The organism is Halomonas sp. IOP_14 (assembly GCF_021021315.1).
Taxonomy (GTDB): Bacteria; Pseudomonadota; Gammaproteobacteria; order Pseudomonadales; family Halomonadaceae; genus Vreelandella; species Vreelandella titanicae.
This window is the reverse complement of sequence record NZ_JAINWD010000007.1, coordinates 224,602-251,168: the sequence shown is the minus strand read 5'-3', so window position 1 is coordinate 251,168 and position 26,567 is coordinate 224,602. Positions and strand designations below refer to the sequence as shown.

Here is a 26,567-nt window from a genome sequence, read left to right as displayed (position 1 = left end):
CTTGGCTCAAGGTTCAAACGAATTCATTCAACTGTTGTTTAAAAACTTTCGTTTAAAAACTGTCGTTCTCATGACCGCTTGCCTTGATATTTGGTGATTTGTCACCAACATCAGCAAGCGCCCACATGAATTACCTGATCAAATTGTTAAAGAGCTGTTTCGCTGTGGTGGCTAGCTAATAAACCAACTGGGCCACACGGCTTGCCGTTGAACTGGCTTGCCTCAGCGAGGAAGGCGTATTCTACGCATTTCCTGGCGGTTGTCAAGGGCGTTGTTTTCGATGCAAACCTGACCACATCCAAAACCGCTAACTCTTTGACAAACCGAAGCTTTTACACTTCATTCACCGCTGGTAACGCTTGGCGTCCCCGGCAGCGGATGCGTACTTTACGGATTCGCTGACGGGTTGGCAAGCGGTTTTTGTAGAAAAATTACAGATTGTCCGCCATGCGTGAATGAAAGCCCTTCGGCACTACCCTCATTGGCGGTTACACTAGCGCTATCTACCACCTTACTGAGGTCCGCCATGAGCCACCACCTGCTAACTGTCGACTCATTAAACCGCGAAAGCGTTGATCATTTACTGCGTGTGGCTGCACGCATGGAGCCAATTGCTCAGCGGCGCCAAGTGACACGAGTGTTGGAAGGGGCGGTACTCGGCAACCTGTTTTTTGAAGCCAGCACCCGTACGCGGGTAAGCTTCAATGCTGCCTTTTGTCGTTTAGGTGGCAGCGTATGTGACACCACGGGCTTCACTTTCTCCTCTATGGCGAAGGGAGAGTCACTATATGACACCAGCCGTGTAATGAGTGGCTACTGCGACGCCATTGTAATGCGCCACCCCGACCAGGGCTCGGTGGCTGAGTTTGCCGCGGCGACGAATGTACCGGTTATTAATGGTGGCGACGGCCCCGGGGAGCACCCCAGCCAAGCACTACTTGACCTTTATACGATTGATAAAGAGTTTCAGCGCCTAGGTAAATCACTGACCGGTGCGCATATTTTACTCACCGGCGACTTGAAGTACGGCCGTACCGTACATTCACTGATTAAGCTTTTATCCCTCTATGACCCGCTGCGCATTACCCTGGTGTCGCCGCCGGGCCTTGAGATGCCTTCCAAGCTGATTGACTTAGTAGCCTCTCGCGGCCACCGCATTGAGCAGCGCGATTCTCTCGCTAGTGATTTTGCCGATTTAGATGTGGTGTACACCACACGGATACAGAAGGAACGCTTTACCGACGAGATGAATGAGAGCTTTCAGGGGCTCTCTGACGACTTTATGGTTAACCGCGATTTTCTCGATCACCGCTGCAGCCAAAGCACCATTGTGATGCACCCGCTACCCAGGGATAGCCGCCCCGGCGCGAATGATTTAAACGTCGACCTTAACGGCGATCCGCGTCTGGCGATTTTCCGCCAAACCGATAACGGTATCCCCATGCGAATGGCGATTTTCGCGACACTGCTCAATGTCGATGAGCTAATCGAAAAAGAGCTACGCCCCGTGCGCTGGTACGTACCCACCCAAACGGGCACGCTGGATCGTTAAAGCGCAAAAGTTTAAGGGTAGGAATTTCAAGGTAGAACTTATAGAGAAAGGCGCCCGCCAGGCAAGCCTTCCTGGTGGGCGAACCAGCCTTCAAGAATAAGAATAGCCGCAATGCCATCGACACTGTCTTGACGATAATTGCCTTTATGGCCCGCCTCGCGAGCGATTAGCTTAGCTTCTCGCGTGGTGCCACGCTCATCGACCATTTCACACGGTTTACCAAAACGGCCATGCAAACGATTACCGAACTTGCGAGCGCGAGTGCTCATATCTGACTCGCTACCATCCATATTCAACGGTAATCCCACCACTAACAGATCCGGCTGCCACTCGTTAAGTAGCCGTGACACGACATTCCAATCGGGAATCCCATCCCTTGCCGTCAGCGGAGTGAGCTCGCGCGCACTGCGCAGCAGCTCGTTGCCCACCGCCACACCAATACGCCGAGTGCCGTAGTCAAAGGCCAGGATTAAGCGCTGCCCCGCTTCGGCCATCAGGCGTGCCCCGCGTCTCGGGTCATTAGGTTAAGATCAATACCGAGTAAACCAGCCGCCGCGGTTAAGCGCTCAACGGGCGGAGTATTGAAGAGCACGTTGCTCTCGGCTTCTACCGTTAGCCAGCTGTTCTCCTTCAACTCCTCTTCCAATTGCCCGACTTCCCAGCCCGCGCAGCCTAAGCAGACTAAAAAGTGCTCTGGCCCCTCGCCAGCGGCAAAGGCCTGAAGAATATCCAGCGAGGTGGTCAGCGCAATACCGTCCTCCACCTGGATACTCGAGTCCCACTGCTGGCTATCGCCGACATGCAGAATGAAGCCACGGTCTTTATGCATCGGCCCGCCGTAATAAACCGGCGCATTACGATGTGGGCTTGTTTCACCGCCTAATTCCAGCTGATCAAACAGCGCCTCAAGCGTGATCTCTAACGGTCGGTTAGTAATCACCCCCATGCAGCCGTTGTTATCGTGATCGCAAAGATAGATCAGACTACCGGCAAAATTAGGGTCTTCTAAATGCGGCATAGCCATTAGAAAGTGATGTTTCAAACTTTGCATGCGTCTCCCACTGCCTGCTGGCATCCCAGCAGGCGTAGCGTAATAAGTGTCATTATAAGAGTGAAGCCGTGCCTAGGCTAAGCGGCGCTCGATAGCATCCAGCAGTAAACCGGCAATATTAGTGCCCCGCTGATCATCAATTTCACGCACACAAGTGGGGCTGGTGACGTTGATTTCAGTAATATAGTCACCGATGACATCGAGGCCGACAAACATTAAGCCCTTATCACGAATCATGGGCTGTACCTGCTGAATTAGCCAGCGATCACGATCGGTGAGTTCGCGACTCACACCCCGCCCACCGGCAGCTAGATTGCCACGAGTCTCGCCCGCCGAGGGTATACGCGCCAACCCAAAGGGAACGGGCTCTCCATCGACCAACAGGATACGCGTATCGCCATTCTTAATTTCCGGCAGGTAGCGCTGAGCCATAATTTGCCGCTGGCCGCGCAAGGTAAGCTGCTCAATGACTGCGCCGATATTACGGCCTTCCGGGCCAATATGAAAAATGCCGGTACCGCCCATGCCATCCAGAGGCTTGAAGATTACATCGCCGTGCTCCGCATGGAAGGCGCGCAGAACATCATCGCGGCTAGCCACAAGCGTCGGCGCGCAGCACTGTGGGAACTGTTGCGCAAACAGCTTTTCATTACACTGCAACAGCGCTGCCGTGGGATTAACCACCAGTACACCCTCACGCTCAGCAAAGCCCAGCAGGTGCACGGCGTTAGTAAAATCGGCGTCGACGGGCGGGTCCTTACGCATTAGCACCACATCCAGCTCAACCATTGGACGCGCAGAGGGCTCGCCCAGGTCGTACCAGTGGCTCGGATCACGATGCACCGTTAACGGCCGCATACGCGCGTAGGCTTGTCCTGCATTCAAGAAAAGGTCTTCCTGCTCCATATAGTGCAGGGTATAGCCGCGCTCCTGGGCAGCCCATAGCATGGCCATGGTGGTGTCTTTCTTGTAAGCGATGTCACTGATGGGATCCATCACAACGCCGAGATGCAGATTTGATTGGCTCATCGGGGGCACTATCCAAACATGAACAATAGAGGCCCAGTATGCCGCACTGCCCGCTAGGCTCCAACTGCCCCAGCTAACTACTCGCTGAGCGCACCAGGCACTAGGCGAATAGCGTCAGGCTCCAGGGTAATTAACTGCTGCTTATAAAGCCGCCCAATGGCCTGTTTATAGGCGCTTTTACTCACCCCTAAACGTGCTTTAACTTCATGGGCAGGGCTTTTATCTCCCAGCGCCAAATAGCCGCCGCTTTCACGCAATGCCTGCAGTATCTTATCGCCCACCACATCCAAACGAGCAGCACCTGGCGGTAGCAGCGAGATATTTAGGCGACCATCTTCACGACGCTGCTTTACGTAGCCCTTGACTGATTGACCACGGCGCAATGGCTGGGTGACGTCGTCCTGGTAAATAAGCCCCCAGTAGCGGTGATTCACCACCACCTTCATACCCAGATCAGTACGCTCCGCCACTATGACGGCGACTTCGTCACCCTTTTCCATGGCCCAGGCGTCATCGGTCAAAAAACGATCCAGCTTCATCGACGCCACTGGCCGCCCCTGGTCGTCGCTATACAGCATGACCAGTACACGTTTGCCGGGATCAGGGCGGAACTGCTGCTCACTAAACGGCAGCAACACATCCTTCGGCTGCCCCCATTGCAAAAACGCCCCGATGTTATTGACGGCCGTGACCGTTAGGTACGCCACTTCTCCCAACTGGGCGGCTGCATCGCTGGCGGATCGGGGGGATGAGTGTGACTCACGCACCATGGGTAACGTCCTTCAAGAAAATAGACCAACATTATGGTGCCTGACACCCACAGGGCAAAGCGAGATAGCATTTTTTAGTGGTTGAAAGCATGCCTGACGCCTGAAAAGCAAACACTCCACAACCTGCTACTCTCAAAAACACTAGACAAAATTAGGCGTAGGGGGGGCGAACATGGAAGGGTTCACGCTTTTTGATACGGTAGTTTTGATTGGTTACATCAGCTTAATCGCCGGGATTGGTTCGCGCTTCGGTAAAGATCAGCATAACCCTGAGGACTATTTTCTAGGCGGACGCAAAATTCCCGGCTGGGCCATCGGTCTTTCGGTCATGGCGACCCAAGCCAGCGCGATCACCTTTATCGGGGCGCCGGGCTGGGGCTTCGAGGGAGGCCTTGAACGCCTGGTGACGTTTATCAATGTGCCCTTGGCCATGATTGTGTTGATTTTGGTGCTGGTACCTATTTTCCACCGCGCGGGCATCTACAGTATTTACGAACTGCTGGAGCGCCGTTTCGGCCCAGCGACGCGAACCCTCACAGCCCTGCTGTTTCTGATTGCCCGCGGCCTAGCCACTGGCGTGGTGCTCTATGCGCCAGCGCTCGTGCTTGCAGTGGTGACCGGCTGGAGCGTTAACCTCACCATTATCATTATGGCGGTACTGGCCATCACCTATACCGTGATGGGCGGTATCAGCGCGGTAATTTGGACCGATGTGGTGCAAATGTTCGTACTCTGGCTTGGTGCACTGTTAAGCATCTTCTTTTTAGTGACCAGCCTGCCTGGCGGTTGGGGCGATGTCTTCGACTTCGGCGCGGCCAGCGGCATGTTCAACGCCATCGATTTATCCTTCGACCCCAGCGTGACCTACTCGCTATGGGCCGGACTGTTCGGTGGCTTTTTCCTGCATGTGGCCTACTTCGGCACCGACCAGAGCCAAATCCAGCGAGTGCTCTCAAGCCCATCAGTGCTCGATGCTCAGCGCTCGCTGCTGATTGGCGGCTACCTGCTGATTCCGCAGATGCTGCTGTTTCTATTTATTGGCGTCATCTTGGCCACCTATTACCAGCAGCATGGGCTAACACCACCCGAAGATCTTAATGAGCTGCTACCCCGCTATGTCGTCAGCGCCTTTCCCTCAGGCATGGCCGGTCTTGTCATTGCCGGGGTATTTGCCGCGGCGATGTCGAGTCTCGACTCGGCGCTCAACTCACTTTCAGCGGTGACCGTGCGGGATTTTTATAGTCGCTACATCAAACCTAATGCCAGCGATGCTCACTATCTGAAAGCATCACGAGTGGCCACCATATTTTGGGGGCTTTATGCCACCCTGTTTGCTTTCTTCGCCGGTAATCTTGGCCCTGTGATCGAGGCGGTCAACCAAATCGGCTCGTGGTTTTACGGGGCGCTACTGGGTACCTTCCTATTGGCTATTTTTAGCCACCGCTCCAACGCACGGGGAGCGATGGCCGGACTGATTGCCGGCATGCTCTCCGTATGGGCCGTCTCTGCGCTCCTCGATATCTCATGGCTGTATAACAACACGGTGGGGGTAGCGGTTTCGATGAGCGTTGGCTATCTCGTCAGCCTAACAGCGCCCGCTCCCAGCCAAGATCAGCTAAGCGATGTGATGATGGCCGAAGCGGCGCCGGATATGCAGGCCGTATTGGCCGCGAGAGCCGATAACGCTCAGGTGATTGGTCAAGAGGCAAGGTTGACGCGCCGTCGCTGTATCGGCCTATTCGCTTGGTTTTGTCTCATACTGGGCATGCTAGCGCTGCTGCAGGGGTGGGCAAATGGCTGAACGCTTAACACTTGCGCGGCGGATTGAAGAAGATGCTGCTAAACGGTGCTTACAGCGCCTTGGCGCGACGGCTTGCGAACCTGCCTGGGTTGGCCTCTGGGCGGCACCGCTAGGCCTATCGAATGGTGCAGCGGGTGCTTGGTTACTGTGTGCTAAGGAAATGCGCCGTGCACTACTACTAGTGGGCACCGAACTACCCACCCAGGCCGAAGAACCCAGCTCAGCACTTAACATTGATAGCGGCTTACCGCCAACGCCAGAAGCACTGGACCAGCTGTGGCTATGGGAGCGCATGGCGACACCACGCCACTGGCGAATTCAAGTGCTGGATAGCGCCCCAACGCCGATATGGCTGCCCTGCTATCTGGGCTATGCGCAAGGCCGACAACACCGCTTGCTGGTGATCAGTGGGCTATCAGGTGAACCGCTGCCGATGCTTAAACCCATCGTGCTTAAGGGCCTTCAGCAGGCATATCGAAATGGGCCGGAATCAGAGACAAAGAGCTCAGGGGCAAGCGAGCGAAGGGGCAAAGCAGTTTGACAAGGCTTCGATTGATAGTAAGTACTTACAAATCACCAAAGTAGTGCTGCAGCAACGAAAGCGCCACCACCGGTGCCGTCTCCGTACGCAAAACCCGTGGGCCAAGAGTCAGCGGCGTAAAGTCAGCGGTTTGGGCAGCGGCGATATCACTCTCGCTTAAACCGCCTTCAGGGCCGATAAGCAGCGCTACCGAAGCCGGTCGGTCTTGGCGATCAAACGCATTGCCGGTCGCTAGATGCAGCATCAAGCGCAGCGGCTCCTGGCGCTCTTCAAGCCATGCTGATAACGGCATCGGTGAATGCACTTGGGGCACCACCGCACGGCCACTCTGCTCGCAGGCACTGGCCGCCACTGCCTGCCAGTGGGCGAGCTTTTTATCTTCACGGTCGCCCTTTAAGCGCACATCACCGCGCTCGGTATACAGTGGAGTAATTGCCGCAACGCCCAACTCGACGGCCTTCTGAATGGCATAATCCATTCGGTCGCCTTTAGAGATGGCCTGGCCTAAATGGACAGACAGCGGCGATTCACCACTGCCCGACCATACCGCTTCGACCCGCACGAGCGTCTGCTTGCGGCTAACGTCCGCCAAGCGCACCCCCGCCTCAAGACCTTGGCCATCAAATAGCACCAACGGTGCACCTTCGCCCATGCGCAACACGCGGGTGATATGACGCGCCGGGCCGTCAGGCAATGCAAGTTCTCTGCCTGCTACGAAAGCAGCAGGCACATAGAGACGTGGCATTTTGCCATGCAGGGCGTACCAATCAGCGGCGTGCGTTTCTGACATGGCTTTTGGCATCGCTTAGTGAGTGTTTTCGGCGGCTTGCTTAGCTTCGCGCTGCTTACGCTGGGCGTACATCGCTTCGAAGTTAACCGGTGCCAGCATCAGTGGCGGGAAACCACCACGGTTGACCAGGTTATCCACGCACTCGCGGGCGTAGGGGAACAGCAGGTTAGGGCAGAAAGCGCCTAGGGTTTGATCCAACTGCGCACCTTCAATACCGGCAATACGGAAAAGGCCCGCTTGCTCCACTTCCGCCAGGAAAGAGGTGGTACCGGTTTCGTTGTCGTTCACCTGGGCAGTAACTTTGACCACCACTTCATACTGGTCATCAGCAATTTTAGTGCTGGTGGTATTAAGATCCAGGTTCACCTTGGGTTTGAACGCCTGCTTAAACACCGAAGGTGAATTGGGCGCTTCAAACGAAATATCTTTTACATAAATACGCTGCAGCGAGAATTTGAGCTGCGGTTTTTCGTCCGCCGCGGCACCAGCCTGCGGGGTGTTGTTATCTTCCGCCATGAGAAAACTCCTGATTGTTCATTAAATAAAGGTAGCGTTGCTTACTTTTTAACCACCGGAAGGCCGTCGCCTTGCCACTGCGCCATACCGCCTCTCAACTTGTAAGCACGCTCAAAGCCTGCTTTGGTGAGCTTGGCCTGTGCGGCGCCAGAACTCTGACCGTGCTTGCAAACCACGATGACCGGCTGGGCTTTTACTTTATCCAGTTCGCTCATGCGGCTATCGAGGTTGCTCTGCGGAATGTTGCGCGCCCCCGCGATATGCCCGGCTTTGAAGTCTTTATTTTCACGGATATCCAGCACCACCGCGTCTTCGCGGTTGATAAGCTGAGTGGCCTGCGAGGCAGTCAGTGCATTCGTGGCGGCGCTACGCGTTTCATAAATAATCCACGCTATCAGCACCAGCAAAAATGCCCCAACTAGCAGGGGGTGGTTCTGTACGAATTCGAACACCTGATCGATCATCGCGAACACAATCTCTTGGTCTATGCAGAAAAAAGCGGCCTAACCGCTGCCAAAACGCGACAAGTATACACGTCAGATAGCTTCCCGCGCAGGCCAGGAGGTTGTACGGCTTGGCCGATCGTCGCGAGAAGCACGGATTCTGATCCAAATTTATCGATCGATTGAGGCGAATAGTGCGCTATTTAACGAAATCGATCGACTAAAGTTGGCCAAAATACCGGGATTCGCAGTAGATCAGTGTTAAGCCGGACAGGCTCCTAAATCATGACGCCTGGCAGTTGCCTGCGTTATGATGCCCCAAGCGTGCGCCTGTCGCGACCCCGAATTTTCGAGTCGTTCGGCTTGCCAATCTTAACGAGGTTTTTTATGGATACTTCTCGCACCCCGCGCCCCGTGGCGCTGATTATTCTCGACGGCTACGGCCACAACCCTGAGAGCGACCATAATGCGGTGGCCGCTGCCCATACGCCGACGATGGATAAGCTGTGGGAAAGCCGCCCTCACGCCTTCGTTCACACCGATGGCCTTAACGTGGGGCTCCCCGAAGGTCAGATGGGCAACTCTGAAGTCGGCCATATGAATATTGGTGCCGGACGTATCGTTTATCAGGACTTTACCCGTATCAGCAAGGCGATTGAAGACGGCGACCTGGATGTTAACGACAACCTCACCCAGCCGATTGACGAAGCTGTCGCCAATGGCCGGCCGGTACACTTGATTGGCCTGCTCTCCCCCGGCGGCGTCCACAGCCATGAAGACCACTTTATCGCCATGGCCGAACTTGCGGCACGCCGTGGGGCCCAGCGTATTTTTATTCATGCCTTTCTCGATGGTCGTGACATGCCACCGCAAAGTGCGTTGGCCTCGATAGAGCGCGCCAATGCTCGCCTGGCCGAGCTGGTAGGGGCTGACAATGGCTTTGTTGCCTCGATTATTGGCCGTTTCTACGCCATGGATCGCGACAACCGCTGGGAGCGCGTCGAGCAAGCCTACCGTCTGCTTACCGATGGCCAAGCAGAGTACTACGCCACCAGTGCTGAAACCGCACTGCGTGACGCCTATCAGCGCGGCGAAACCGACGAATTCGTATCGGCTAGCAGCATACCGCTCAAAGATGGTTCCAAAGAAAATGCAATTACTTTGCAGGATGGCGATGCAGCAATTTTCCTTAACTTCCGCTCCGACCGCGCCCGTGAGTTAACTCGTGCCTTTGCCGAGCCGGATTTCAACGGCTTCGAGCGGCGGGCATGCCCTAAGCTTGCCGGTAAAGGGCTGGTAATGATGACCCAGTACGCCGCTGACATTCCTGCGCCTGCCGCCTTCCCGCCATCTGATCTTAATGACACTCTGGGGGAGGTCGTCGCCAAGCGTGGCTTGAAGCAGCTGCGTATTGCCGAAACCGAAAAGTATCCCCACGTGACGTTCTTCTTTTCAGGCGGCAATGAAGCCGAGTACGAAGGCGAGAAGCGCATCCTGGTGCCCTCACCCCGTGATGTACGCACCTACGACGAAAAGCCTGAAATGAGCGCTTTTGAAATTACCGATAAGCTTGTCGGTGCCATTGACGGCGGCAGCTTCGACCTGATCGTTTGTAACTACGCCAACGGTGATATGGTCGGCCACACCGGCGACTTCAATGCGGCGGTAAAAGCCATTGAGACCGTCGATACCTGCGTGGGTCGTGTCGTTGAAGCCATCGAGCGTGCAGGCGGCGCCTGCTTAATTACCGCCGACCACGGTAATGCCGAACAGATGGTTCATCCCGAAACCGGCGCACCGCAAACCGCCCACACCACCTTTGTGGTGCCGCTTATTTACGTCGGCGAACGTGCGGCCTCGCTTGAAGAGGGCAAACTATGCGACCTGGCCCCCACGCTGTTGACCATGATGGATCAGAAACAGCCCGAGGCGATGACGGGTAAACCACTGATCCATTATAAGTAATGTCTAATCGGTGCTATTTGGCAATGACCCTCCTGCTGGCGATAAGTTATGCGCCAGCAGGCTTCGCCCAGCAGGATGAAAGTGCGGCGCGCCGGCAGTTGGATGCGATTGGCCAAGAGATCGAGTCCGTTGCCCAACGCCTCAGCGCCACTGGCGAGGCCCGCGATAGCGCCGAACGCGAGCTCAAGGAAGTCGAAACCAAGCTTGCCGAGACTCATCAGCGCTTAGACACGCTACAAGCTGAGCGCCGCCAGTTGAATGATGAAACGACCCAGCTCCGTCAACATCGTGACCGACTGGAGAGCGAGCGTGCCGACCAATATGCAGCCTTGGGCCAGCAGCTCTCAGCACTTTACCGCCTTGGCCCAACGCCGCAGCTCAAGCTGCTGCTTAACCAGGGCGACCCGGCCGAGCTTGATCGTATGCAGGCGTATATGAATCGGCTGACCGAAGCACGCAATCGCCGCTTAAATGCTATCGCCCGCCTCGATACGGCGCTCGCCGATACTCAGGAGGAACTAAGCGAGCGGCAGGCCCGCCTCGATACGCTGGCCGACGAGTTAGAAGAGCAAAGCGCGCTGTTAGCCCAACGCACCACCGAACGGCGAGGCGTTGTTTCCAATCTGGATGACCGCTACGGAAGCGAAGAGGAGCGGCTGGCCGACCTCAATCAGAGCCGCGAAGAGGCCGAAAGGGTACTCCGTAATATCCAGGCGGAGATGGCAAAACTTGCTGAACCCACGCCTACTACGCATATTGTAAGCACTCAAGGTGATTTGCCTTGGCCGGTACAGGGTTCAATCAGCAGCAGTTTTCACCATCGCGACGGCGTGCACTATAACGGTATTGTGATTCAGGCCAGCGCGGGCACCCCGGTCACTGCCGTACACACTGGCCGGGTGGTATTCGCTGACTGGATGCGGGGGTTTGGTAACTTGTTGATTATCGACCACGGTGACCAGATCATGACGCTGCATGCTCACCTGCAACAGTTTAGCGTCAGGCCTGGTCAGCAGGTCAGTCGCGGTGATGAAATTGGTCGCGTAGGTGATAGCGGTGGTCAAACCCGCGCGGCGCTCTACTTCGAAGTTCGCCGCGGGGGTGAACCAATTAATCCACAGCGTTGGATTGCGCGTCGCTGACGGGATAAGCTGCATGACTATTGATGTCTCAATGTTCATTTTCAACTAAACACTTTCCACGACAGGGTGCGCGCTATGGCGCCACCTATCGCCCTGCGGAGTCTGCATGACGCTATCAGTTACCGGGGTATCAGCCCCCGCCAAGCGCTTCTTGGCTACCCTGCTCCCGATTGCTTTACTGGCGGCCCCGCTACCGTTGCTCGCCCAGCCAGCCGGTAGCGGTGCAGTGGATGAGCCATCCTACGACCAACTACCCCTGGAAGATATTCAGACCTTCGCCGAGGTGTTTGAACGCATTAAGCGTGCCTACGTTGAGGAGGTCGATGACAGTACGCTGCTGCGCAACGCTATGCGCGGCATGCTGAGCGAGCTAGATCCCCACTCCGCCTACTTGGATGAGGAGGAGTACCAGAGCCTGCGCGAGTCGACTCAGGGCGAATTTGGCGGCATCGGTATCGAGGTGGGCACCGAGAATGGTCAGCTCATGGTGATTACGCCTATCGACGACACCCCCGCTTCCCGCGCGGGGCTACTTTCTCGCGATATTATCGTCGCCATTGATGGCACCCCCACCGACAGCATGTCGCTGCAAGAGGCCGTCACCCTGATGCGCGGTGAGCCGGGCACCGATCTACGCATTAGCGTGCTGCGTTCAGGCGAAGATTCGCCGCGGGAATTTATTCTGACCCGCGAGGTTATTCGCAGCGAAAGCGTTAAACATGAGCTGCTCGAGCCCGGTTATGGCTACCTGCGCGTTAGTCAGTTTCAGTCGCGCACACCGGAACAGGCGCGCGATGCGCTTGAGCTTATGGCTCGCGAACAGCCTTTAGAAGGGTTGATACTCGATTTACGTAATAACCCCGGTGGGGTGCTACAGGCCGCCGTCGGCATTGCCGACCTGTTCCTGGATGAGGGCTTGATCGTGTATACCGAGGGGCGCCTCTCAGATACCGAAATGTCGTTCTCTGCCTCACCCACCACGCCCGCTGCCGATGTGCCGCTGGTCGTGTTGATCAATGGTGGCAGTGCGTCAGCGGCGGAAATCGTCGCCGGGGCGCTGCAGGATCAGCGGCGTGGTGTGATTATGGGCACCGATAGTTTTGGTAAAGGTTCAGTGCAGCAGATTATGCCACTCGGTAATGGCGAAGGACTCAAACTTACCACGGCGCTCTACTACACTCCCAACGGTCGCTCCATTCAGGCCCAAGGCATTGAGCCCGATGTAGACGTTGTGCGTGGTCGCTTGGAAGTCGCCGAGAGCCGCCGGGAGATTCGTGAAGCCGACCTCGAGGGCCACCTAAGCGCTCAGCAGGCGCCACGGGATCGCCAGGAGATGGCCGAGCGACTACTCAATGATTACCAACTCAGCGAGGCGCTTAATCTGCTTAAAGCACTCAACGTAGTCGACCGTCAACGGCGTTGACGGCAACCTGATTTAACGACAGCCCGGTTTAACGACAGCTAAGCGGCAGGCGGCCGCGCTCCCCGGTCGCCTGCCGCATCAATACCCGTTTTAGCGGCACCAACTGGTTCATGCCACTCATTCCCAGGTTACGCGCCAGCGTCAACGCCGGGTCGTGGCTGCCGAACAGTACTTTAAACCCCTTCATGAGCCCCAGCATGGCGCTGTTATCAAAGCGCCGCCGGCGTTCATAGCGCTTCAAGGTGCTTAACTCTCCCCAGGGCGCACCGCGCTGCCAGGCATACACCACCTCTTCTGCCAAGACCGCCGCATCCATAAGGCCTAAATTGACGCCCTGGCCCGCCAGCGGATGAATGCTGTGGGCAGCGTCCCCCACCAATGCGAAATGCGGTTGCACATAGTGACGGGCATGGCGCTGCACTAACGGAAAACGGTGGGCCTTATCGCAGACCGTTACCTCACCTAGGCGATGACCAAATGCTCTCCCCAGTGCCACCCCAAGCGCTTCGCGGGGCAGTTCACTCAGTTCAGCGGCGTGCTCCGGCGTAGTCGACCATACAATTGAGCAGTAATGGTCATTCCCTTCCACGGTTAACGGCAGAAACGCCAGTGGGCGACCATCAATAAACGCTTGCCGAGCCGCCCCACCATGGGGCTTGGCGCACTTAACGGTGGTTACCACAGCCTCCTGCTGCATATCGTCGCTGGCCACCTCAATACCGGCCATTTCGCGTAGCACCGAGTGGGCACCATCTGCGGCGATGATTAACGGCGCATGTAGCTGTCGCCCATCGTCAAGTATCAGCCAGTCGCCACTTGAGGCTTGCTTTGAAGGATATGAGCTTGGGCGCTGCAGCGCCTGTAGGCGAGCGCCAAAAAATGGGGTGACATTGGGATGCTCAACGACCTGATGATTGAGCGCGGCCAGCGTGACCGCATTCTCAACAATATGGCCCAGTACGGCTACTCCCGCCTCGTCGGCGGAGAAGGCGATTTCACCACTCCCTTCGGCATCCCATACCTGCATGCCTTGGTAGGGCGTTACCCGGGTTTTCTGCATCGCGGGCCAAGCGCCCACATGGGTTAGCAAGCGTTGAGAGACCGGCGTTAACGCGCTAACCCGCGGGGCTGGCAGCTGGCTAGTGGCATTCTCAAGGCTTAACGGCGCGGGCTTTGCCTCAACAAGCGCTACCTGCATGCCCGCCTGGGCTAACAGCGCGCAGAGTGCGGTACCGACCATGCCACCGCCAACAATAATCGCTTCAAAGCTTTCCACTGGCGGCTTCGCAATGGATGAGTCCGTATGCATAGCGTTCCCTTGTTCATATTCATGGCCTAGGATGTATAAGCTTAACGTTCTAAGCCCATGGCGCGTCGAGCCAGCCCTCGCCGCAGGGGCCCAACCAGATTCAAGCCGATTAACCCCGCGGCCCGGGCATTGGGCAACAGCGGGAAGGAGAGCCCGAATAGCCGCACCAGGCCGTCGCTAAAGCGAATCACATTGGCGCGGTCTCGGGAGCGCTGCTTCTCAAAGGCTTGCAGCGTACTCATATCGCCCAACGGCCGCTTGGCCTGCTCACCCTGCTCCAGCGCTTCGACCAGATCCATTACCCCACGCAGGGCCAAGTTGAACCCCTGCCCCGCGACCGGGTGCAAAGCGTGGGCAGCGTTACCCAATACCGCCAGCCCTGGACGCACCGGTTCTTCAGCGGTGACCAGTGAAAGCGGATAAGCGTGCCGGGTGCCGACCCGGGTAAAGCGACCCACTCGGTCGCCAAAGGCACGCTGAAGTTGCAGCAGGAATTCACGCTCGGGAAGCGCCATACGCGCTTGTTCGCTACCACTGGGGTGCGTCCAGATTAGCTCCATGGCCTGGCCGGGGAGCGGCAACAGCGCCATTGGCCCTTGGGAGGTAAAGCGCTCATAAGCGACGCCCATGTGGGGCTGGCTTACCCCCACGTGAGCGATCAGCGCCGTCTGCTGGTAAGATTCATGGCGGCTGCCAATGCCTAACTGCTCTTTAAGACCGGAGCGTCCCCCATCTGCCAATACCGTCAGTCCTGCCTTCAACTGGCTACCGTCTGAGAGATGCAGCTCATGCCCATTAGCTACGGGGGTAAGTAGCTCAACCTTCGCCGGGCAGTGCCACTCCAGCGGCAGTTGGGCAAGCCGTTGGTGCAGCACACGGCCCATCCACGCATTGGGGATTACATGCCCCAGCGCGGCGACGCCCAGCTCGTCAGCGCTCAGCCGTGTCGCTCCTAAGCGGCCTCGCTCACTGATATGAATACGTTTGATAGGCGTGGCCTCATCACGCATCGCTTCCCACACACCCAACTGTTGGAAGCGCTGGGCTGAACCTTCTGCAATCGCACTGGCCCGGGCATCAAAACTGGGCTGCCAGGTCGTTTCCTGTGGCTGAACAGCCATAGGCGCCGACTCAATGATCGCCACACGCCAGCCATAGCGTTCAATCAGCGGCGCCAGGGCGCAGCCTAAGCTGGCGCCTACCAGCCCCCCGCCCACAATCACAATGTCATGCGTCAGCGCTCCCTTAACCGCCTGATTAGACTGCTGCATTGGCTTCTCCCGGCCACGACGCCGACTCATAAAGAGGTAATAATAATTTCGTAACGTAATTTACATAAAGACTTTTATAGACATTGATGACTGGTTACTTTTTAGCCATCAATGCTTCGATTTCAACGACCTGTTTAGGCACGTCGGCGGTCAGTACTTCATGGCCTTCGTTAGTGACGACCACATTGTCCTCAATACGAATACCAATACCCTGATAGGCATCAGAAATATCGTCTTCACTAGGAATATACAGGCCAGGCTCCACGGTGAGCACCATACCTGCAACCAGTGGCCGAGGTGTTTGCTCATCCAACCGGTAAGTGCCGACATCGTGCACATCCAGCCCCAACCAGTGTGACGTTGAGTGCAGGTAAAAACGTCGATAACTCTCATCATCGATGCGCGCCTGAACGTCGCCTTCCAGCAGGCCAAGCTCAATCAGCCCGGCAGTTAAGTCATGCACCACGCCCTGGTGGATATCAGCAAGGGTGGCACCCGGCTGGACGGCACTCACAGCGCGCTGCTGGGCGTTGAGTACCACTTGGTAGAGCGCCCGCTGGGCATCATTGAACTGCCCGGACACCGGGAATGTGCGGGTGATATCACCAGCATATAACTCAAACTCGGCACCTGCATCGATCAGCACCAAGCCGTCTTCACACAGCGGTGCGCTGTTTTCAATATAGTGCAGTACGCAGGCGTTGGCACCGCTCCCCACAATCGTACTGTAGGCAGGGCCACTGGCCCCATGCCAGACAAACTCATGCTCTAACTCTGCCTGGAGCTGAAATTCGCTCAGCCCTGGGCGCGCCACCTGCATGGCGCGCCGGTGAGCATGGGCAGATATCAGTGCCGCATGTCTGAGCAGGGCAATTTCAGCATTGCTTTTGATCAGCCGCATGGCGTGAACCAACGGGCTGATATCCAGCCAACCTTTTAGCGGCGGCCGACCGCGTCTAAGCCCGACCAGGGCTTCATGTAAAGCATCTTCAGCCATGCTGACAGCTTCAGCATTGTCTAGGGGCAGATAAAGTAGCTCACGACCTGCCAACAGTTCAGGTAGCCGCTCATCACGTACTGCGTTTTCAAACGCCTGATCGATGCCGTAATCAGCGACCACGCCTTCGGCACCCAAACGGCGCCCTGTCCAGGCTTCCATGGTGGGGTCGCGATCCTGACAGAACACCACGCTTTCACCTTCAGCGCGTCCTGGTAGCAGCAACAGCAGTGCATCTGGTTCGTGTATGCCCGTCAGGTAGTAAAAATCGCTGTTCTGACGGAAGGCAAATTCACTATCCCGTGAACGGGTCATCAGTCCGGCACCGGGGAGCACCACCGCTGCGTTATCCGGCAGCTGGGCCATTAAGGCGTCACGGCGGTGGCGGTACTCGCCCATACTGATCGCAGGGGGGCGAGGTAACAACGTAGGCAACACAGGGTCGGACAGCATAGCGGCTCCTATCTAGGCAACGGGATTAGTGAACGGGTGCGTCAGTTTGCTCGACTTGCGGCATACCGGGGTGCTGCTCGGTATACAGCAGCATAGCGGCCATGCGGGCATGCTCGGTAAGCGCAAACAGATCGTTTTCGTTTTCGGGGCTGTCGTCGATATCGGTATCTATCCGACCCAGCGCCTGCAAGTCATCAATCGCCTCACGGAGCGCCTGAGACCAACGCTCGCGCAGCTCGTTGTCGGCCACTTCATCGATCACCTCAATAAAGCCCAGCGTCCACTCTTTAAGACCCTGCGCCTGCTCGCCCAGGGAGAACAGCTCGTCGGGTAGCAGTGGGGTATAGTCCAGGTCGCTGGCGCTAAGCGCCTCTACGGTTTGCCGCCGCCAGCCTAATAGCCGCTCGGCACTTGCCTGATCGCGGGGCTGCTCAACACCAAGGCTCTGGCAGACTTCGTCCAACCAAGCCTCTGCATTCACATCGCGTAACGCCAGCAGCGCACATAAGCGGCCATCCAAAAAAGCCGGCGACTGCATGCTGCCATGGAGAAGAAAGACATCTGCGACATCGGAGAAGTCCTGACGCTCATCAATCAATGACATAGTATTTAATAACCTCGTATTTACTGGGCGTGTGGGGGATAGGGTGGCGGCAATGGTACGAGATGCACTCGCCCGCGCGTTGACCGCGCACAAGTGCCTCTCTTATAGTGAGTGACACCTATCTTCCTATGCTGTGATGTTAACGCATTGGGCCCCTTGCTGGCCCGTGCTGGAGTCTTTGATGAGCAACGCCAAGCGGCCAACCAAAGAAATAACCCTATTAGGGCGCGGCTATATCATTGCCTGCGACACGGGCGAAGAAGCCAAACTTGATCGCGCCGCGCGCTACTTAGACCGCGCCATGCAGGGTATCAATGCCCAAAGCAGCGTGCTGGGGAGTGAGCGTGTGGCGATCATGGCGGCCCTCAATATCACCCACGAACTTCTTGAAGCCATGGATGAGCACCGTGCCGGTGAAGAGAGCCTGAACCGTTTAAATGAGCGTCTTGAGCGGGCATTATCCAAAACGCGCCAGTCTTAGGCTTTACCTGAAAGCGCTGTCAACGATCTAAAGACTCGGCGAACGTTTAACCCAGACCTTTGGCATTAGCCGTCGCTCTGTTAGGATGGCGGGGTTCTCTGGGGTGTACGCCAGTCGTTATAGTCCCTCGAGCCTATGCGTAATACCCAGGGGGCCAAATGCTAGCCAGGCCCGTGTGCATGTCCGTGCGTCGGAAAGCCTGACGGTCTGGCTGCGGCCACCCACCTGAACCAGTAGGTTCAGGGCCAGAATGACAGCGGCACTCTGGAGAACACCCAAAGTCTAGGCTATGCGAAAATATAGAGGATAAAAGAATATCTGCATGGAAAGCCTCTATCTGGACGACGATAAGCGCGCGCTCCGCCGCTCTTTACGTCACCAACGCCGAGCCCTTTCTGAGCATGAGCAACGCCTTGCGGCACAGCGCTTGTGCCAACGATTGAAAACCCTGCCTGAAATACGCCGCGCACGGCGCTTAAGTCTTTATCTGCCTGTCAACGGCGAAATCGATCCTACCCCGCTTATTCCCTGGCTACGTCAGCGTAACGTCAATATTTATCTCCCGGTTTTACGTCCGTTTAGCGCTAACCGCCTGTGGTTTGTTGCCTACCGTCCTGACACCCCAATGATAAAAAACCGTTTTGGTATTTGGGAGCCTGACGTGAGATTCAGTGCCCAGCGGCGTAATCGGCTGCCCACTTGGGCGCTAGATACGCTGATTGTGCCGCTAGTCGGATTTGATGCTAATGCAAACCGCATGGGCATGGGGGGTGGATTTTACGACCGCAGCTTAGCGTTCATGCACCGCCCCGGCCCATCGCCTACTTTGATTGGCGTCGCCCATGCCTGCCAACAGGTGGCTTCTCTGCCTGTGGAGCCATGGGATGTGCCTTTACAGGTGGTGGTCAGTGACCAAGGCTACGTTCGCCGGCAATCGCTGTCCTTAAAAACTGGCCATAAAAAAGGGCTGACCCCATAAAGGATCAGCCCCTCTCGTCTGCTATCTGTCACCTTGCGGGGAATTAGCTTCCCGACAACGCCTGCGCATAGCCGGTAGCCAGCACTCCTAATGCAAATACCACCATCAACGCCATTACCATATCAGGCTTCTTCCGCCGCATGCCGCTTCTCCAACACCTTTACCGTTGCCGAATGTGCTAAATCCACCACACTTTACGGTTTCAAAAGGGTGGCAGATTTGCTTAATTTCGTTCACGACTATAGGGCTATTAGGCCATCGTTGACAACTAGTTTAGCGACCTTTTTTAGCCTCATTTCTGAGGATTAAGTTACGTTATGTTACTAGCAGCTCTGACGTTAAAGGTAAGCAACCACTTACACACAACTATTTACGCACGTCTTATGCTTACCGCAGGGCAGCGCTAAGCCATAAATAATCGGTAGGCCGGATTATCGCTTTCACGCCAGTAACGGTAGCCGATGGCGTCTAAGTACTCTGCCACATGAGTACGGTCACCGTTTGGGACTTGCATTCCCACCAACACTCGGCCGTAGGCAGCGCCATGGTTGCGATAATGAAATAGCGAGATGTTCCAGTCGTGTGGTAACTGCGTCAAAAAGTTCATCAGCGCACCGGGGCGCTCGGGGAACTCAAAACGGTATACCTCTTCTTCGAAACGTTCGCTGGGGCGGCCACCACTTAGGTGACGAATATGCAGTTTCGCCAGCTCATTGTCGGTCAAGTCTTCTACTTGATAGCCACTCTCACGCAGCTTGTCGATCACTGCCTGTCGATCTTCACCACCGGGCTTAACCTGCACGCCCACATAGATATGCGCTTCACTGCTGTCAGCGTAGCGATAGCTAAACTCGGTTACCATGCGCTTGCCTAGCGTGCGGCAAAACTTCTTAAAGCTGCCGGGTTTCTCGGCAATGGTCACCGCCAGGATCGCTTCACGCTGCTCGCCTAGCTCCGTGCGCTCGGCAATGTGCTGTAGGCGATCAAAATTGGTATTGGCGCCTGAGTTAATGCACAGCAGCGTCTCGCCTTCGACACCGGTCTGCTGCACGTATTTTTTTAGCCCTGCCAGCGAGAGCGCGCCAGAGGTTTCCGCCACGGCACGGGTATCTTCAAAAATATCTTTCACCGCTGCACACATTTCATCGGTATTGACGGTGATAACGCCGTCAATCAGATCTTTGATCAACGAAAACGGCACCTCGCCAATTTGTGCGACCGCGACGCCTTCGGCAAATACACCCACTTGCTCGAGCACCACACGCTCACCCGCCTCTAAGGCGGCTTTGAGGCAGGCGCTGTCTTCGGCTTCGACACCGATTACTTTGATATCCGGGCGGAGGTACTTCACATAGGCCGCGACACCGGCGATCAAACCACCGCCGCCAACCGGCACAAAGATGGCGTCTAAGCGCCCAGCGTGTTGGCGCAGAATTTCCACGCCGATGGTGCCTTGACCGGCCACCACATCAATATCGTCAAACGGCGGAATATAGGTGTAACCGTGCTCTTTGATCAGCTCTTGAGCATGCTCGGCTGCAGCAGCGAAGGCATCCCCTTTGAGGATGACCTTGGCGCCCCGGGCGCGCACCGCCTGCACTTTGATATCGGGGGTAATACGCGGCATCACAATGACGGCTTTGACACCCATCAGCTTCGCGGCCATGGCCAGCCCTTGAGCATGGTTACCGGCGGAAGCGGCAATCACGCCTTTATCTTTTTGATCCTGGGTGAGCTGCGCCATTTTGTTATAAGCGCCACGGATTTTGAACGAAAACACCGGCTGTAGATCTTCGCGCTTAATCAAAATCTGGTTGTTGAAACGACGCGACAAAAAGGGTGCAGGGGAAATCGGGGTCTCACAAGCGGCTTCATAAACGCGGGCTTGGAGGATCTTTTTGACGGTTGCTTCGAGCATGCGGGTATCCCAAGGGAAGAACGTGAACGGACAAAGCTTTTATTGGTAGCAGATTACGTATAGCGGCGTCTAGCCGCGTTTCCATCGGCAGGCAACGTTTAGGCCGTTATACTAACGCCACTACCTCTTTTCTCTAACTCTCCTCTGACTCACAAGGCTATTTATGAACCAAGCTATGAACCAGGATGAATTAAAGGCCGCCGTGGCGGACGCCGCCATTGCAGAAATTAAATCTCAGTTGGAAAAGGATACCATCTTAGGCATTGGCACCGGCTCCACGGCTAACCTGTTTATTGATCGCCTGGGGCCCCTGCGCCATCATTTTAAAGGCGCGGTGGCGAGCTCTAAGGCAAGTGCCGAGCGCCTTGAGAAACTGGGCATTGAAGTTTTTGAGCTCAATAGCGTTGGCACAGTTCCTTTTTACATCGACGGTGCGGACGAAGTAAATGCTAACTTACATATGATTAAAGGCGGCGGTGCTGCGCTTACCCGCGAGAAAATCGTGGCTGCCTGTGCCGAACGCTTTATCTGCATTGCCGATGGCTCAAAGTACGTGCCTCAGTTAGGTCATTTTCCGCTACCGGTTGAAGTCATCCCCATGGCTCGCTCTTATGTCGCCCGCGAGCTGGTAGCGCTTGGTGCCGAGCCGGTTTATCGCCAGGGGGTAGTCACCGACAATGGCAACCAAATCATCGACTGCTTTGAATTTTTGATCGAAGACCCGGTAGCCATGGAGGCGCGTATCAACGCTATCGTCGGAGTGGTGACCAATGGCCTGTTTGCCGCCCGCGGCGCCGATGTTCTGCTGCTGGGCAAGGAAGATGGCGTAGAGCGCATCGCGCGTTCATAAAAAGACTATTGTCACTCGTTGAGGAATTATCTCTGCCAGAGTGATTTCTGCACGGGTGGGAGGTAGCTTTAGCTCGCGACCATTTAAGCGGATAACAAGATAACGGCATATAAATACCTGCACTGGTTACCGGGGCAGCAGGGCTTCCAATCCTGTCAGGGTGCGAGCCAGCGCACCTTTTTGTGCCTCAATCACCGCGCGGCCGGCGCGTCCAGCCTGTTGGGCGCGCTCGGGGTTGGCAAAATAGCCTGCCACAGTGTCTGCCAGGGCCTCCGGGCTATCGACTAAGGTTAGCGCACCTGCCGCTAGAAGCGGCTCAGCCACATCAGCGAAGTTTTCAATTGAGGAGCCGCTAAGCACCGGCCTGCCGAGCGCCGCGGGTTCAAGCACATTGTGCCCGCCCAACGGCACTAGGCTGCCCCCCACAAAGGCCACACGACCTGCTGCATAAAGAGCGGCCAGTTCACCGAGCGTATCCCCCAGGTAAACCTGAGTTTGCTTTGTGGCAGGCTGCTGTAGGCTGCGGCGGCTTAGTGTCCAGCTTTCTGTTTGGCAAAGTTTAGCCACCTCATCAAAGCGCTGGGGGTGACGAGGCACCAGCACCAGCAACGCGTTCGGATAGCGCCTAAGTAGCTGACGATGGGCTTGAAGCACAAGTGCTTCTTCGCCGTCTCGGGTGGAGCCCGCTACCCAAACCGGACGCTCTCCCCACTCTTGAAGTAAGCGCTCACTCTCTTCAGACACCTTATCTTGGCAAGCTATTTCAAATTTCAGCGAACCAACGATGCGTGTAATATCCGTGCCGCAGCCAAGGGCATTAAAGCGTTCGGCATCTGCCGGTGATTTTGCGGCTAGCCAGCTAATATTGGCGAGCGTGCTGGCCATTAGCGGGCGCAGGCGTTGGTAGCGCTTAAAGGCGCGGGGCGATAGGCGACCATTCACCACTGCCACCGGCACACCCTGCTGGCGACAGGCGTGGATCAGGTTGGGCCACAGCTCGGTTTCAAACAGGATCGCAAGTTCGGGCTGAACGCTGCGTACAAAGCGTCTGGCAGCACCGGGAAAATCCAACGGTAGGAAGCGATGGGTAAGCCTTGCTTGATCGCTTGGGGTTTGCTCGCTAATAAGCGCTTGAGACTGCTGAGCACCTGTCGCAGTCATGGTAGTGAGCAGCAGGCTATGCGTTGAATAACGCGCTAGTAGCCCCTCAATCAACGGTCGAGCGGCGCGTACTTCTCCCACCGAGGCACAGTGCAGCCAAATACGTGGCGCGGAAGGCAGCGGTTCGAGGCGTAAACCCAGCCGCTGAAGGCGTGAGTAAGTGGGTACTTGCTCACGCCATATGCGCCAGCCAATCAGCGGTGAGAGCGCATACAGTGCCGCTGAGTAGGCAAGCCGAGGCCAGGCAGGTGAAGACATCAGAGGTTTCTTAGCGTTCACGATCTAGAATCGAACTAATCATCGCCGAGGTCGAAACGCCATCTTCAAAGCCCAGTACTTTAACCTCACCACCATTAGCGATAACGGCCGCGCCCCCGGCGATATCTTCTGGACGATAATCGCCACCTTTGACCAAGATATCGGGTAGCACCGCTTCGATCAGCGCCTGAGGGGTGTCGTCACTGAACGGCACAACCCAATCGACAGCCCCTAACCCCGCCAACACCTGCATCCGCCGGTTAAGCGGATTAATCGGACGTTTGGGCCCTTTCAGGCGACCAATAGAGGCGTCGTCGTTAACCGCGACGATTAAACGGTCACCCAGACGTTTAGCCTGCTCCAGGTAGGCGACGTGGCCCGCATGCAAAATATCAAAGCAGCCGTTGGTCATGACCACCCGCTCACCGCGTAGCTGGGCAGCACGCACCGCCTCGATCAATACATTCGGTTCAATCACCCCAAACTCGGCCAGCTTATCGCCGTGTAAGGCAGTGTAGAGCTCGGCGATAGAGAGCGTGGCCGTGCCCGGTTTGGCCACTACCAACCCTGCCCCCAAATTAGCCAGCATCATTGCTTCGGGAAAGGCGTGGCCTGCCGCTAGCGCTAGCCCCATTAAGCCAATAACGGTATCGCCTGCCCCTGTTACATCGAAAACTTCCTGAGCGCGGGTGGGTAGGTGTAGCGGCGCATGCCCTTCACGAATCAGCGTCATGCCTTTTTCGCTGCGAGTAATCAGCAACGCTTCCAGCTCCAACTCAGCACGTAGCGCTTCACCCCGTCGGGATAACTCGGCATCGGACGCACAATGGCCCACCACGGCTTCAAATTCGGTCAGATTGGGAGTGATTAAACTTGCCCCACGGTATTTGCTGAAATCCTGCCCTTTCGGATCGATTAGCACGCGCTTGCCCTGAGCTCTTGCGTTGGCTATCAGGTTCTCCACTTGGTTCAGCGTGCCTTTGCCGTAGTCGGAAAGGATCACTACGTCGCAGTCGGGGAGCACCTTTTCTACCTGAGTCACCAGCTCACTGGTATCGACACTGTCCAAGCGCTGCTCGAAATCCAGGCGCAACAACTGCTGGTTACGACTCATCACACGCAGCTTGGTAGTCGTGGGTATCTCAACGCTACGTTGAAAGTAAGTACTCACACCTGAAGCAACCAAACTAGCTTGTAGAATCTGCGCGTTGTCATCGTCTCCGATCACACCCGCCAGCACCGCGTGGCCGCCCAGGGAGGTAATGTTCAGCGCCACATTAGCCGCTCCGCCTGGACGGTCTTCAACATCTTCTACCCGAACTACTGGCACAGGCGCTTCGGGGGAAATCCGCGAGGTACCTCCATGCCAATAGCGGTCAAGCATGACATCGCCGACCACCAGTACACGGGCATGTTCTAACGCGGTTAAATCAATCTTCATCGGTGCTCCCTGCGCTGGCAGTCAAAGCGGTATGCGCCAGCAGTGTATCCAGTTTAGCGATAACGTCGTCTGCTTTAATCAGCATCATGGCGCTTGGGTGACGCACCCGCTGGCCCCAGCTCACCTCGTCTACCGACTTATGCAGATAAGTACGTACCGCGTCAGGGTATGCGTTGACAGCAAAATCGCGCCACAGATAGGGCGCGGCGCGCTGGGGATTGGTCGATGCATAAAGACCCAATGCCGGCGTTCCCATGGCATTGGCCATATGGATAGGGCCGGTATCCGGCGCTATCACCGCTTGGGCTTGATCGATCAGCGCTAAAACCCCTTTCAATGAGGTGCCGCCGATGGCGTTAATGACACTGGCTGGCTGACAGAGTGCTTCAATTTGCTCGCCTATTTCACGCTCCAGAGCACTGCCGCCACCGGTCAATACGCTTTTAAGACCATGCTGCACCCAAGCGTGTTCAATCACGCTCGCGTAGCCCTCTACCGACCAGTTGCGAAAATTACGCAGGCGAACGTTGCTACACGGGTTAATGACGAGGTAAGAGGTCTCACCGCTGATCACCTGAGCCTCATTACGTGCCGTATCGGGCACAGGTAAATCCCACGCTAAGCGGTCATCCTCTACCCCGAGCACCCGGGCGAAGTCCATAAAGGACTCCAACACATGGGCATTGGGGTGCGGCGCAAGCTGATGCTGGGTGAACCAGTGCTGAGCATCTTTGGCACGCGCCTTGTCATAGCCCACGCGTACGTCGGCCTTCAGCCCAAACGACAGCACGCTGGCCCGAATGGCCTGCTGCATATGTAGCAACACATCGAAGCGCGTATCGGCAAGCTGCCGCCATAACGCGCGCATTCCGGCAATACCGGTCGACTTGTCGTAAACAACGAACTCGACCCCGGAAAGCCCCGCCAGTAGACTGTGCTCCCCCTTACCGATAATCCAGGTAATGCGCGCATCGGGCCACTGGCGCTGCAACGCCCGCACCGTGGGCACGAGATTGCACACATCTCCTAGGGCGGAGAGGCGCAAAATGGCAATGTGGTTAGGCTGAACAGGCAGAGAGGGCTTCATGCGCTTAGCGGCACTCCGGCAGAGAAATTGGCTGATTTTACATGATGTAGACAGTTTATGTGACGGGCCGGGAACACACCAAATTGATCCAGACTTATTCACGCGCGATTACTGGCGTGAGCGCGGATTAATTGTGGGCGAAGCACCAGGCCGGGGCAGCAGTCTGTTTTTACAGGCAACGCCGACCGAGCAGTGGGTATTAAGGCCCTATTGCCGGGGGGGCATGGCGGCCAAACTCAGTGAGAAACGCTACCTATGGACTGGCGCTGAGCGCACCCGGGCATTTCGTGAACTGCGCTTAACCGCCACGCTTTTTGGGCAAGGGCTGCCGGTACCTCGCCCCGTAGCAAGCTGTGTTACTCGCTATGGGCTTACGTATGAAGCCGCGTTGATTACCGTGCGCATTGCTGGTGCCAAAGCATTCGCTGAGCTACTCGCCGACGATCTGGCGGATGAAGCGTTGTTAAAGCGTGTAGGTGCTATGATTTACCGCTTTCATCAAGCGGGGCTTGATCATGTTGACCTGAACGCCCGCAATATTTTGATCGACCCCAGTGGCGCACCTTGGTTGATTGACCTTGATCGCTGCCGCCTCCGTGCGGCGGGAAAGTGGCAGGAAAAGAATTTAGCTCGCTTAGAGCGCTCGCTAGGAAAGTTTTCTGCCATCTCCCACAGCTCAGAATTAATGGGCAGCATTCGACAAGGCTACTGTAGTTAAATTTTTATCGCGACTCG

General features: G+C 56.3%; 25 protein-coding genes and 1 other RNA gene. 11 read left to right on the top strand and 15 right to left on the bottom strand.

Going from position 1 to position 26,567, the window contains the following annotated elements; translation table 11 throughout:
• Window positions 1-526 precede the first annotated feature (526 nt).
• Window positions 527-1,552, top strand: coding sequence for an aspartate carbamoyltransferase (locus tag K7H09_RS08235; protein WP_027958465.1), 1,026 nt, complete (start codon window positions 527-529; stop codon window positions 1,550-1,552).
• A gap of 38 nt (window positions 1,553-1,590) precedes the next feature.
• On the opposite strand, the gene ruvX is transcribed toward K7H09_RS08235, so the two are convergent.
• The 4 genes from ruvX to K7H09_RS08215 all read right to left on the bottom strand — a co-directional run bounded on the left by ruvX (window position 1,591) and on the right by K7H09_RS08215 (window position 4,402).
• On the bottom strand, window positions 1,591-2,046 hold the full coding sequence (gene ruvX, locus K7H09_RS08230; protein WP_022520995.1) for a Holliday junction resolvase RuvX: 456 nt from the start codon (window positions 2,044-2,046) through the stop codon (window positions 1,591-1,593).
• A complete protein-coding gene (locus K7H09_RS08225) occupies window positions 2,046-2,603 on the bottom strand; it encodes a YqgE/AlgH family protein (RefSeq protein WP_027958466.1) in 558 nt (185 codons plus the stop codon). The genes ruvX and K7H09_RS08225 overlap by 1 nt, the downstream gene beginning before the upstream one ends.
• Window positions 2,604-2,675: 72 nt before the next feature.
• Window positions 2,676-3,632: a glutathione synthase gene (gshB, locus tag K7H09_RS08220; RefSeq protein ID WP_141440191.1), complete on the bottom strand. Its 957-nt coding sequence runs from the start codon at window positions 3,630-3,632 to the stop codon at window positions 2,676-2,678.
• 77 nt (window positions 3,633-3,709) lie between these two features.
• Window positions 3,710-4,402, bottom strand: coding sequence for a CvfB family protein (locus tag K7H09_RS08215; RefSeq protein WP_141440192.1), 693 nt, complete (start codon window positions 4,400-4,402; stop codon window positions 3,710-3,712).
• Window positions 4,403-4,574: 172 nt separating this feature from the next.
• Between K7H09_RS08215 and K7H09_RS08210 the strand changes: the two genes are divergently transcribed.
• The gene (locus K7H09_RS08210; RefSeq protein ID WP_141440193.1) at window positions 4,575-6,203 is read left to right on the top strand and encodes a sodium:solute symporter; all 1,629 of its coding nucleotides are present in this window, start codon (window positions 4,575-4,577) and stop codon (window positions 6,201-6,203) included.
• Complete coding sequence (locus tag K7H09_RS08205) at window positions 6,196-6,744, top strand: hypothetical protein (RefSeq protein ID WP_141440194.1); 549 nt, start codon at window positions 6,196-6,198, stop codon at window positions 6,742-6,744. Before K7H09_RS08210 ends, K7H09_RS08205 begins: the two co-directional genes overlap by 8 nt.
• Window positions 6,745-6,769: 25 nt before the next feature.
• Here K7H09_RS08205 and K7H09_RS08200 read toward each other — a convergent pair whose 3' ends face one another.
• The 3 genes from K7H09_RS08200 to K7H09_RS08190 are packed head-to-tail and all read right to left on the bottom strand — an operon-like array spanning window position 6,770 to window position 8,514.
• Window positions 6,770-7,534, bottom strand: a complete 765-nt coding sequence (locus K7H09_RS08200) for a 16S rRNA (uracil(1498)-N(3))-methyltransferase (protein WP_422822626.1) — start codon at window positions 7,532-7,534, stop codon at window positions 6,770-6,772.
• A 15-nt stretch (window positions 7,535-7,549) separates the two neighbouring features.
• Window positions 7,550-8,050 carry a protein-export chaperone SecB gene (secB, locus tag K7H09_RS08195; RefSeq protein WP_027958471.1) on the bottom strand — a complete coding sequence of 167 codons (501 nt, stop codon included), beginning with the start codon at window positions 8,048-8,050 and terminating at the stop codon, window positions 7,550-7,552.
• Between the two features lie 41 nt (window positions 8,051-8,091).
• A complete protein-coding gene (locus K7H09_RS08190) occupies window positions 8,092-8,514 on the bottom strand; it encodes a rhodanese-like domain-containing protein (RefSeq protein ID WP_027958472.1) in 423 nt (140 codons plus the stop codon).
• A gap of 366 nt (window positions 8,515-8,880) precedes the next feature.
• Between K7H09_RS08190 and gpmI the strand changes: the two genes are divergently transcribed.
• From gpmI to K7H09_RS08175, 3 genes are all read left to right on the top strand, one after another.
• Window positions 8,881-10,458, top strand: coding sequence for a 2,3-bisphosphoglycerate-independent phosphoglycerate mutase (gpmI, locus tag K7H09_RS08185; RefSeq protein WP_230804363.1), 1,578 nt, complete (start codon window positions 8,881-8,883; stop codon window positions 10,456-10,458).
• A gap of 23 nt (window positions 10,459-10,481) precedes the next feature.
• A complete protein-coding gene (locus tag K7H09_RS08180) occupies window positions 10,482-11,600 on the top strand; it encodes a murein hydrolase activator EnvC family protein (RefSeq protein ID WP_230804361.1) in 1,119 nt (372 codons plus the stop codon).
• A 106-nt stretch (window positions 11,601-11,706) separates the two neighbouring features.
• Window positions 11,707-13,023, top strand: a complete 1,317-nt coding sequence (locus K7H09_RS08175; protein ID WP_009286378.1) for a S41 family peptidase — start codon at window positions 11,707-11,709, stop codon at window positions 13,021-13,023.
• Window positions 13,024-13,051: 28 nt separating this feature from the next.
• On the opposite strand, the gene K7H09_RS08170 is transcribed toward K7H09_RS08175, so the two are convergent.
• The 4 genes from K7H09_RS08170 to K7H09_RS08155 form a co-directional block, all read right to left on the bottom strand.
• Window positions 13,052-14,332, bottom strand: coding sequence for a UbiH/UbiF/VisC/COQ6 family ubiquinone biosynthesis hydroxylase (locus tag K7H09_RS08170; protein ID WP_141440198.1), 1,281 nt, complete (start codon window positions 14,330-14,332; stop codon window positions 13,052-13,054).
• 41 nt (window positions 14,333-14,373) lie between these two features.
• Window positions 14,374-15,603, bottom strand: a complete 1,230-nt coding sequence (gene ubiH / locus K7H09_RS08165; protein WP_027958476.1) for a 2-octaprenyl-6-methoxyphenyl hydroxylase — start codon at window positions 15,601-15,603, stop codon at window positions 14,374-14,376.
• Window positions 15,604-15,697: 94 nt separating this feature from the next.
• A complete protein-coding gene (gene pepP, locus K7H09_RS08160; protein WP_167522528.1) occupies window positions 15,698-17,038 on the bottom strand; it encodes a Xaa-Pro aminopeptidase in 1,341 nt (446 codons plus the stop codon).
• A gap of 40 nt (window positions 17,039-17,078) precedes the next feature.
• Window positions 17,079-17,657 (bottom strand): UPF0149 family protein, encoded by a 579-nt coding sequence (locus K7H09_RS08155; protein ID WP_039857873.1) that lies wholly within the window; start codon window positions 17,655-17,657, stop codon window positions 17,079-17,081.
• Between the two features lie 181 nt (window positions 17,658-17,838).
• Between K7H09_RS08155 and K7H09_RS08150 the strand changes: the two genes are divergently transcribed.
• From K7H09_RS08150 to K7H09_RS08140, 3 genes are all read left to right on the top strand, one after another.
• Window positions 17,839-18,138, top strand: coding sequence for a cell division protein ZapA (locus tag K7H09_RS08150; protein WP_022521011.1), 300 nt, complete (start codon window positions 17,839-17,841; stop codon window positions 18,136-18,138).
• 92 nt (window positions 18,139-18,230) lie between these two features.
• Window positions 18,231-18,413, top strand: a non-coding RNA gene (gene ssrS / locus K7H09_RS08145) — 6S RNA.
• Between the two features lie 47 nt (window positions 18,414-18,460).
• On the top strand, window positions 18,461-19,117 hold the full coding sequence (locus K7H09_RS08140; RefSeq protein WP_009286373.1) for a 5-formyltetrahydrofolate cyclo-ligase: 657 nt from the start codon (window positions 18,461-18,463) through the stop codon (window positions 19,115-19,117).
• 403 nt (window positions 19,118-19,520) lie between these two features.
• Here K7H09_RS08140 and ilvA read toward each other — a convergent pair whose 3' ends face one another.
• Window positions 19,521-21,035, bottom strand: coding sequence for a threonine ammonia-lyase, biosynthetic (gene ilvA / locus K7H09_RS08135; RefSeq protein WP_190374194.1), 1,515 nt, complete (start codon window positions 21,033-21,035; stop codon window positions 19,521-19,523).
• Window positions 21,036-21,210: 175 nt separating this feature from the next.
• Between ilvA and rpiA the strand changes: the two genes are divergently transcribed.
• Entirely contained in the window at window positions 21,211-21,885 is a 675-nt protein-coding gene (gene rpiA, locus K7H09_RS08130) for a ribose-5-phosphate isomerase RpiA (protein ID WP_133733108.1), read from the top strand.
• A gap of 126 nt (window positions 21,886-22,011) precedes the next feature.
• Here rpiA and waaA read toward each other — a convergent pair whose 3' ends face one another.
• From waaA to K7H09_RS08115, 3 genes are read right to left on the bottom strand one after another with little or no spacing between them, the layout of a single operon-like run.
• Window positions 22,012-23,304 carry a lipid IV(A) 3-deoxy-D-manno-octulosonic acid transferase gene (waaA, locus tag K7H09_RS08125; protein ID WP_141440200.1) on the bottom strand — a complete coding sequence of 431 codons (1,293 nt, stop codon included), beginning with the start codon at window positions 23,302-23,304 and terminating at the stop codon, window positions 22,012-22,014.
• A gap of 10 nt (window positions 23,305-23,314) precedes the next feature.
• On the bottom strand, window positions 23,315-24,745 hold the full coding sequence (gene hldE, locus K7H09_RS08120; protein ID WP_141440201.1) for a bifunctional D-glycero-beta-D-manno-heptose-7-phosphate kinase/D-glycero-beta-D-manno-heptose 1-phosphate adenylyltransferase HldE: 1,431 nt from the start codon (window positions 24,743-24,745) through the stop codon (window positions 23,315-23,317).
• Complete coding sequence (locus tag K7H09_RS08115) at window positions 24,735-25,832, bottom strand: glycosyltransferase family 9 protein (protein ID WP_141440202.1); 1,098 nt, start codon at window positions 25,830-25,832, stop codon at window positions 24,735-24,737. The genes hldE and K7H09_RS08115 overlap by 11 nt, the downstream gene beginning before the upstream one ends.
• Between K7H09_RS08115 and K7H09_RS08110 the strand changes: the two genes are divergently transcribed.
• Window positions 25,831-26,550: a 3-deoxy-D-manno-octulosonic acid kinase gene (locus tag K7H09_RS08110; protein ID WP_039857866.1), complete on the top strand. Its 720-nt coding sequence runs from the start codon at window positions 25,831-25,833 to the stop codon at window positions 26,548-26,550. The genes K7H09_RS08115 and K7H09_RS08110 overlap by 2 nt on opposite strands.
• Window positions 26,551-26,567 lie beyond the last annotated feature (17 nt).

Excerpts from the sequence above, each read along its gene's own strand:
- K7H09_RS08235 (WP_027958465.1), top strand. The coding sequence starts at position 527 with ATGAGCCACCACCTGCTAACTGTCGACTCATTAAACCGCGAAAGCGTT.
- ruvX (WP_022520995.1), bottom strand. The coding sequence starts at position 2,046 with ATGGCCGAAGCGGGGCAGCGCTTAATCCTGGCCTTTGACTACGGCACT.
- K7H09_RS08225 (WP_027958466.1), bottom strand. The coding sequence starts at position 2,603 with ATGCAAAGTTTGAAACATCACTTTCTAATGGCTATGCCGCATTTAGAA.
- gshB (WP_141440191.1), bottom strand. The coding sequence starts at position 3,632 with ATGAGCCAATCAAATCTGCATCTCGGCGTTGTGATGGATCCCATCAGT.
- K7H09_RS08215 (WP_141440192.1), bottom strand. The coding sequence starts at position 4,402 with ATGGTGCGTGAGTCACACTCATCCCCCCGATCCGCCAGCGATGCAGCC.
- K7H09_RS08210 (WP_141440193.1), top strand. The coding sequence starts at position 4,575 with ATGGAAGGGTTCACGCTTTTTGATACGGTAGTTTTGATTGGTTACATC.
- K7H09_RS08205 (WP_141440194.1), top strand. The coding sequence starts at position 6,196 with ATGGCTGAACGCTTAACACTTGCGCGGCGGATTGAAGAAGATGCTGCT.
- K7H09_RS08200 (WP_422822626.1), bottom strand. The coding sequence starts at position 7,534 with ATGTCAGAAACGCACGCCGCTGATTGGTACGCCCTGCATGGCAAAATG.
- secB (WP_027958471.1), bottom strand. The coding sequence starts at position 8,050 with ATGGCGGAAGATAACAACACCCCGCAGGCTGGTGCCGCGGCGGACGAA.
- K7H09_RS08190 (WP_027958472.1), bottom strand. The coding sequence starts at position 8,514 with ATGATCGATCAGGTGTTCGAATTCGTACAGAACCACCCCCTGCTAGTT.
- gpmI (WP_230804363.1), top strand. The coding sequence starts at position 8,881 with ATGGATACTTCTCGCACCCCGCGCCCCGTGGCGCTGATTATTCTCGAC.
- K7H09_RS08180 (WP_230804361.1), top strand. The coding sequence starts at position 10,482 with ATGACCCTCCTGCTGGCGATAAGTTATGCGCCAGCAGGCTTCGCCCAG.
- K7H09_RS08175 (WP_009286378.1), top strand. The coding sequence starts at position 11,707 with ATGACGCTATCAGTTACCGGGGTATCAGCCCCCGCCAAGCGCTTCTTG.
- K7H09_RS08170 (WP_141440198.1), bottom strand. The coding sequence starts at position 14,332 with ATGCATACGGACTCATCCATTGCGAAGCCGCCAGTGGAAAGCTTTGAA.
- ubiH (WP_027958476.1), bottom strand. The coding sequence starts at position 15,603 with ATGCAGCAGTCTAATCAGGCGGTTAAGGGAGCGCTGACGCATGACATT.
- K7H09_RS08155 (WP_039857873.1), bottom strand. The coding sequence starts at position 17,657 with ATGTCATTGATTGATGAGCGTCAGGACTTCTCCGATGTCGCAGATGTC.
- K7H09_RS08150 (WP_022521011.1), top strand. The coding sequence starts at position 17,839 with ATGAGCAACGCCAAGCGGCCAACCAAAGAAATAACCCTATTAGGGCGC.
- K7H09_RS08140 (WP_009286373.1), top strand. The coding sequence starts at position 18,461 with ATGGAAAGCCTCTATCTGGACGACGATAAGCGCGCGCTCCGCCGCTCT.
- ilvA (WP_190374194.1), bottom strand. The coding sequence starts at position 21,035 with ATGCTCGAAGCAACCGTCAAAAAGATCCTCCAAGCCCGCGTTTATGAA.
- rpiA (WP_133733108.1), top strand. The coding sequence starts at position 21,211 with ATGAACCAGGATGAATTAAAGGCCGCCGTGGCGGACGCCGCCATTGCA.
- waaA (WP_141440200.1), bottom strand. The coding sequence starts at position 23,304 with ATGTCTTCACCTGCCTGGCCTCGGCTTGCCTACTCAGCGGCACTGTAT.
- hldE (WP_141440201.1), bottom strand. The coding sequence starts at position 24,745 with ATGAAGATTGATTTAACCGCGTTAGAACATGCCCGTGTACTGGTGGTC.
- K7H09_RS08110 (WP_039857866.1), top strand. The coding sequence starts at position 25,831 with ATGCGCTTAGCGGCACTCCGGCAGAGAAATTGGCTGATTTTACATGAT.
- K7H09_RS08115 (WP_141440202.1), bottom strand. The coding sequence starts at position 25,832 with ATGAAGCCCTCTCTGCCTGTTCAGCCTAACCACATTGCCATTTTGCGC.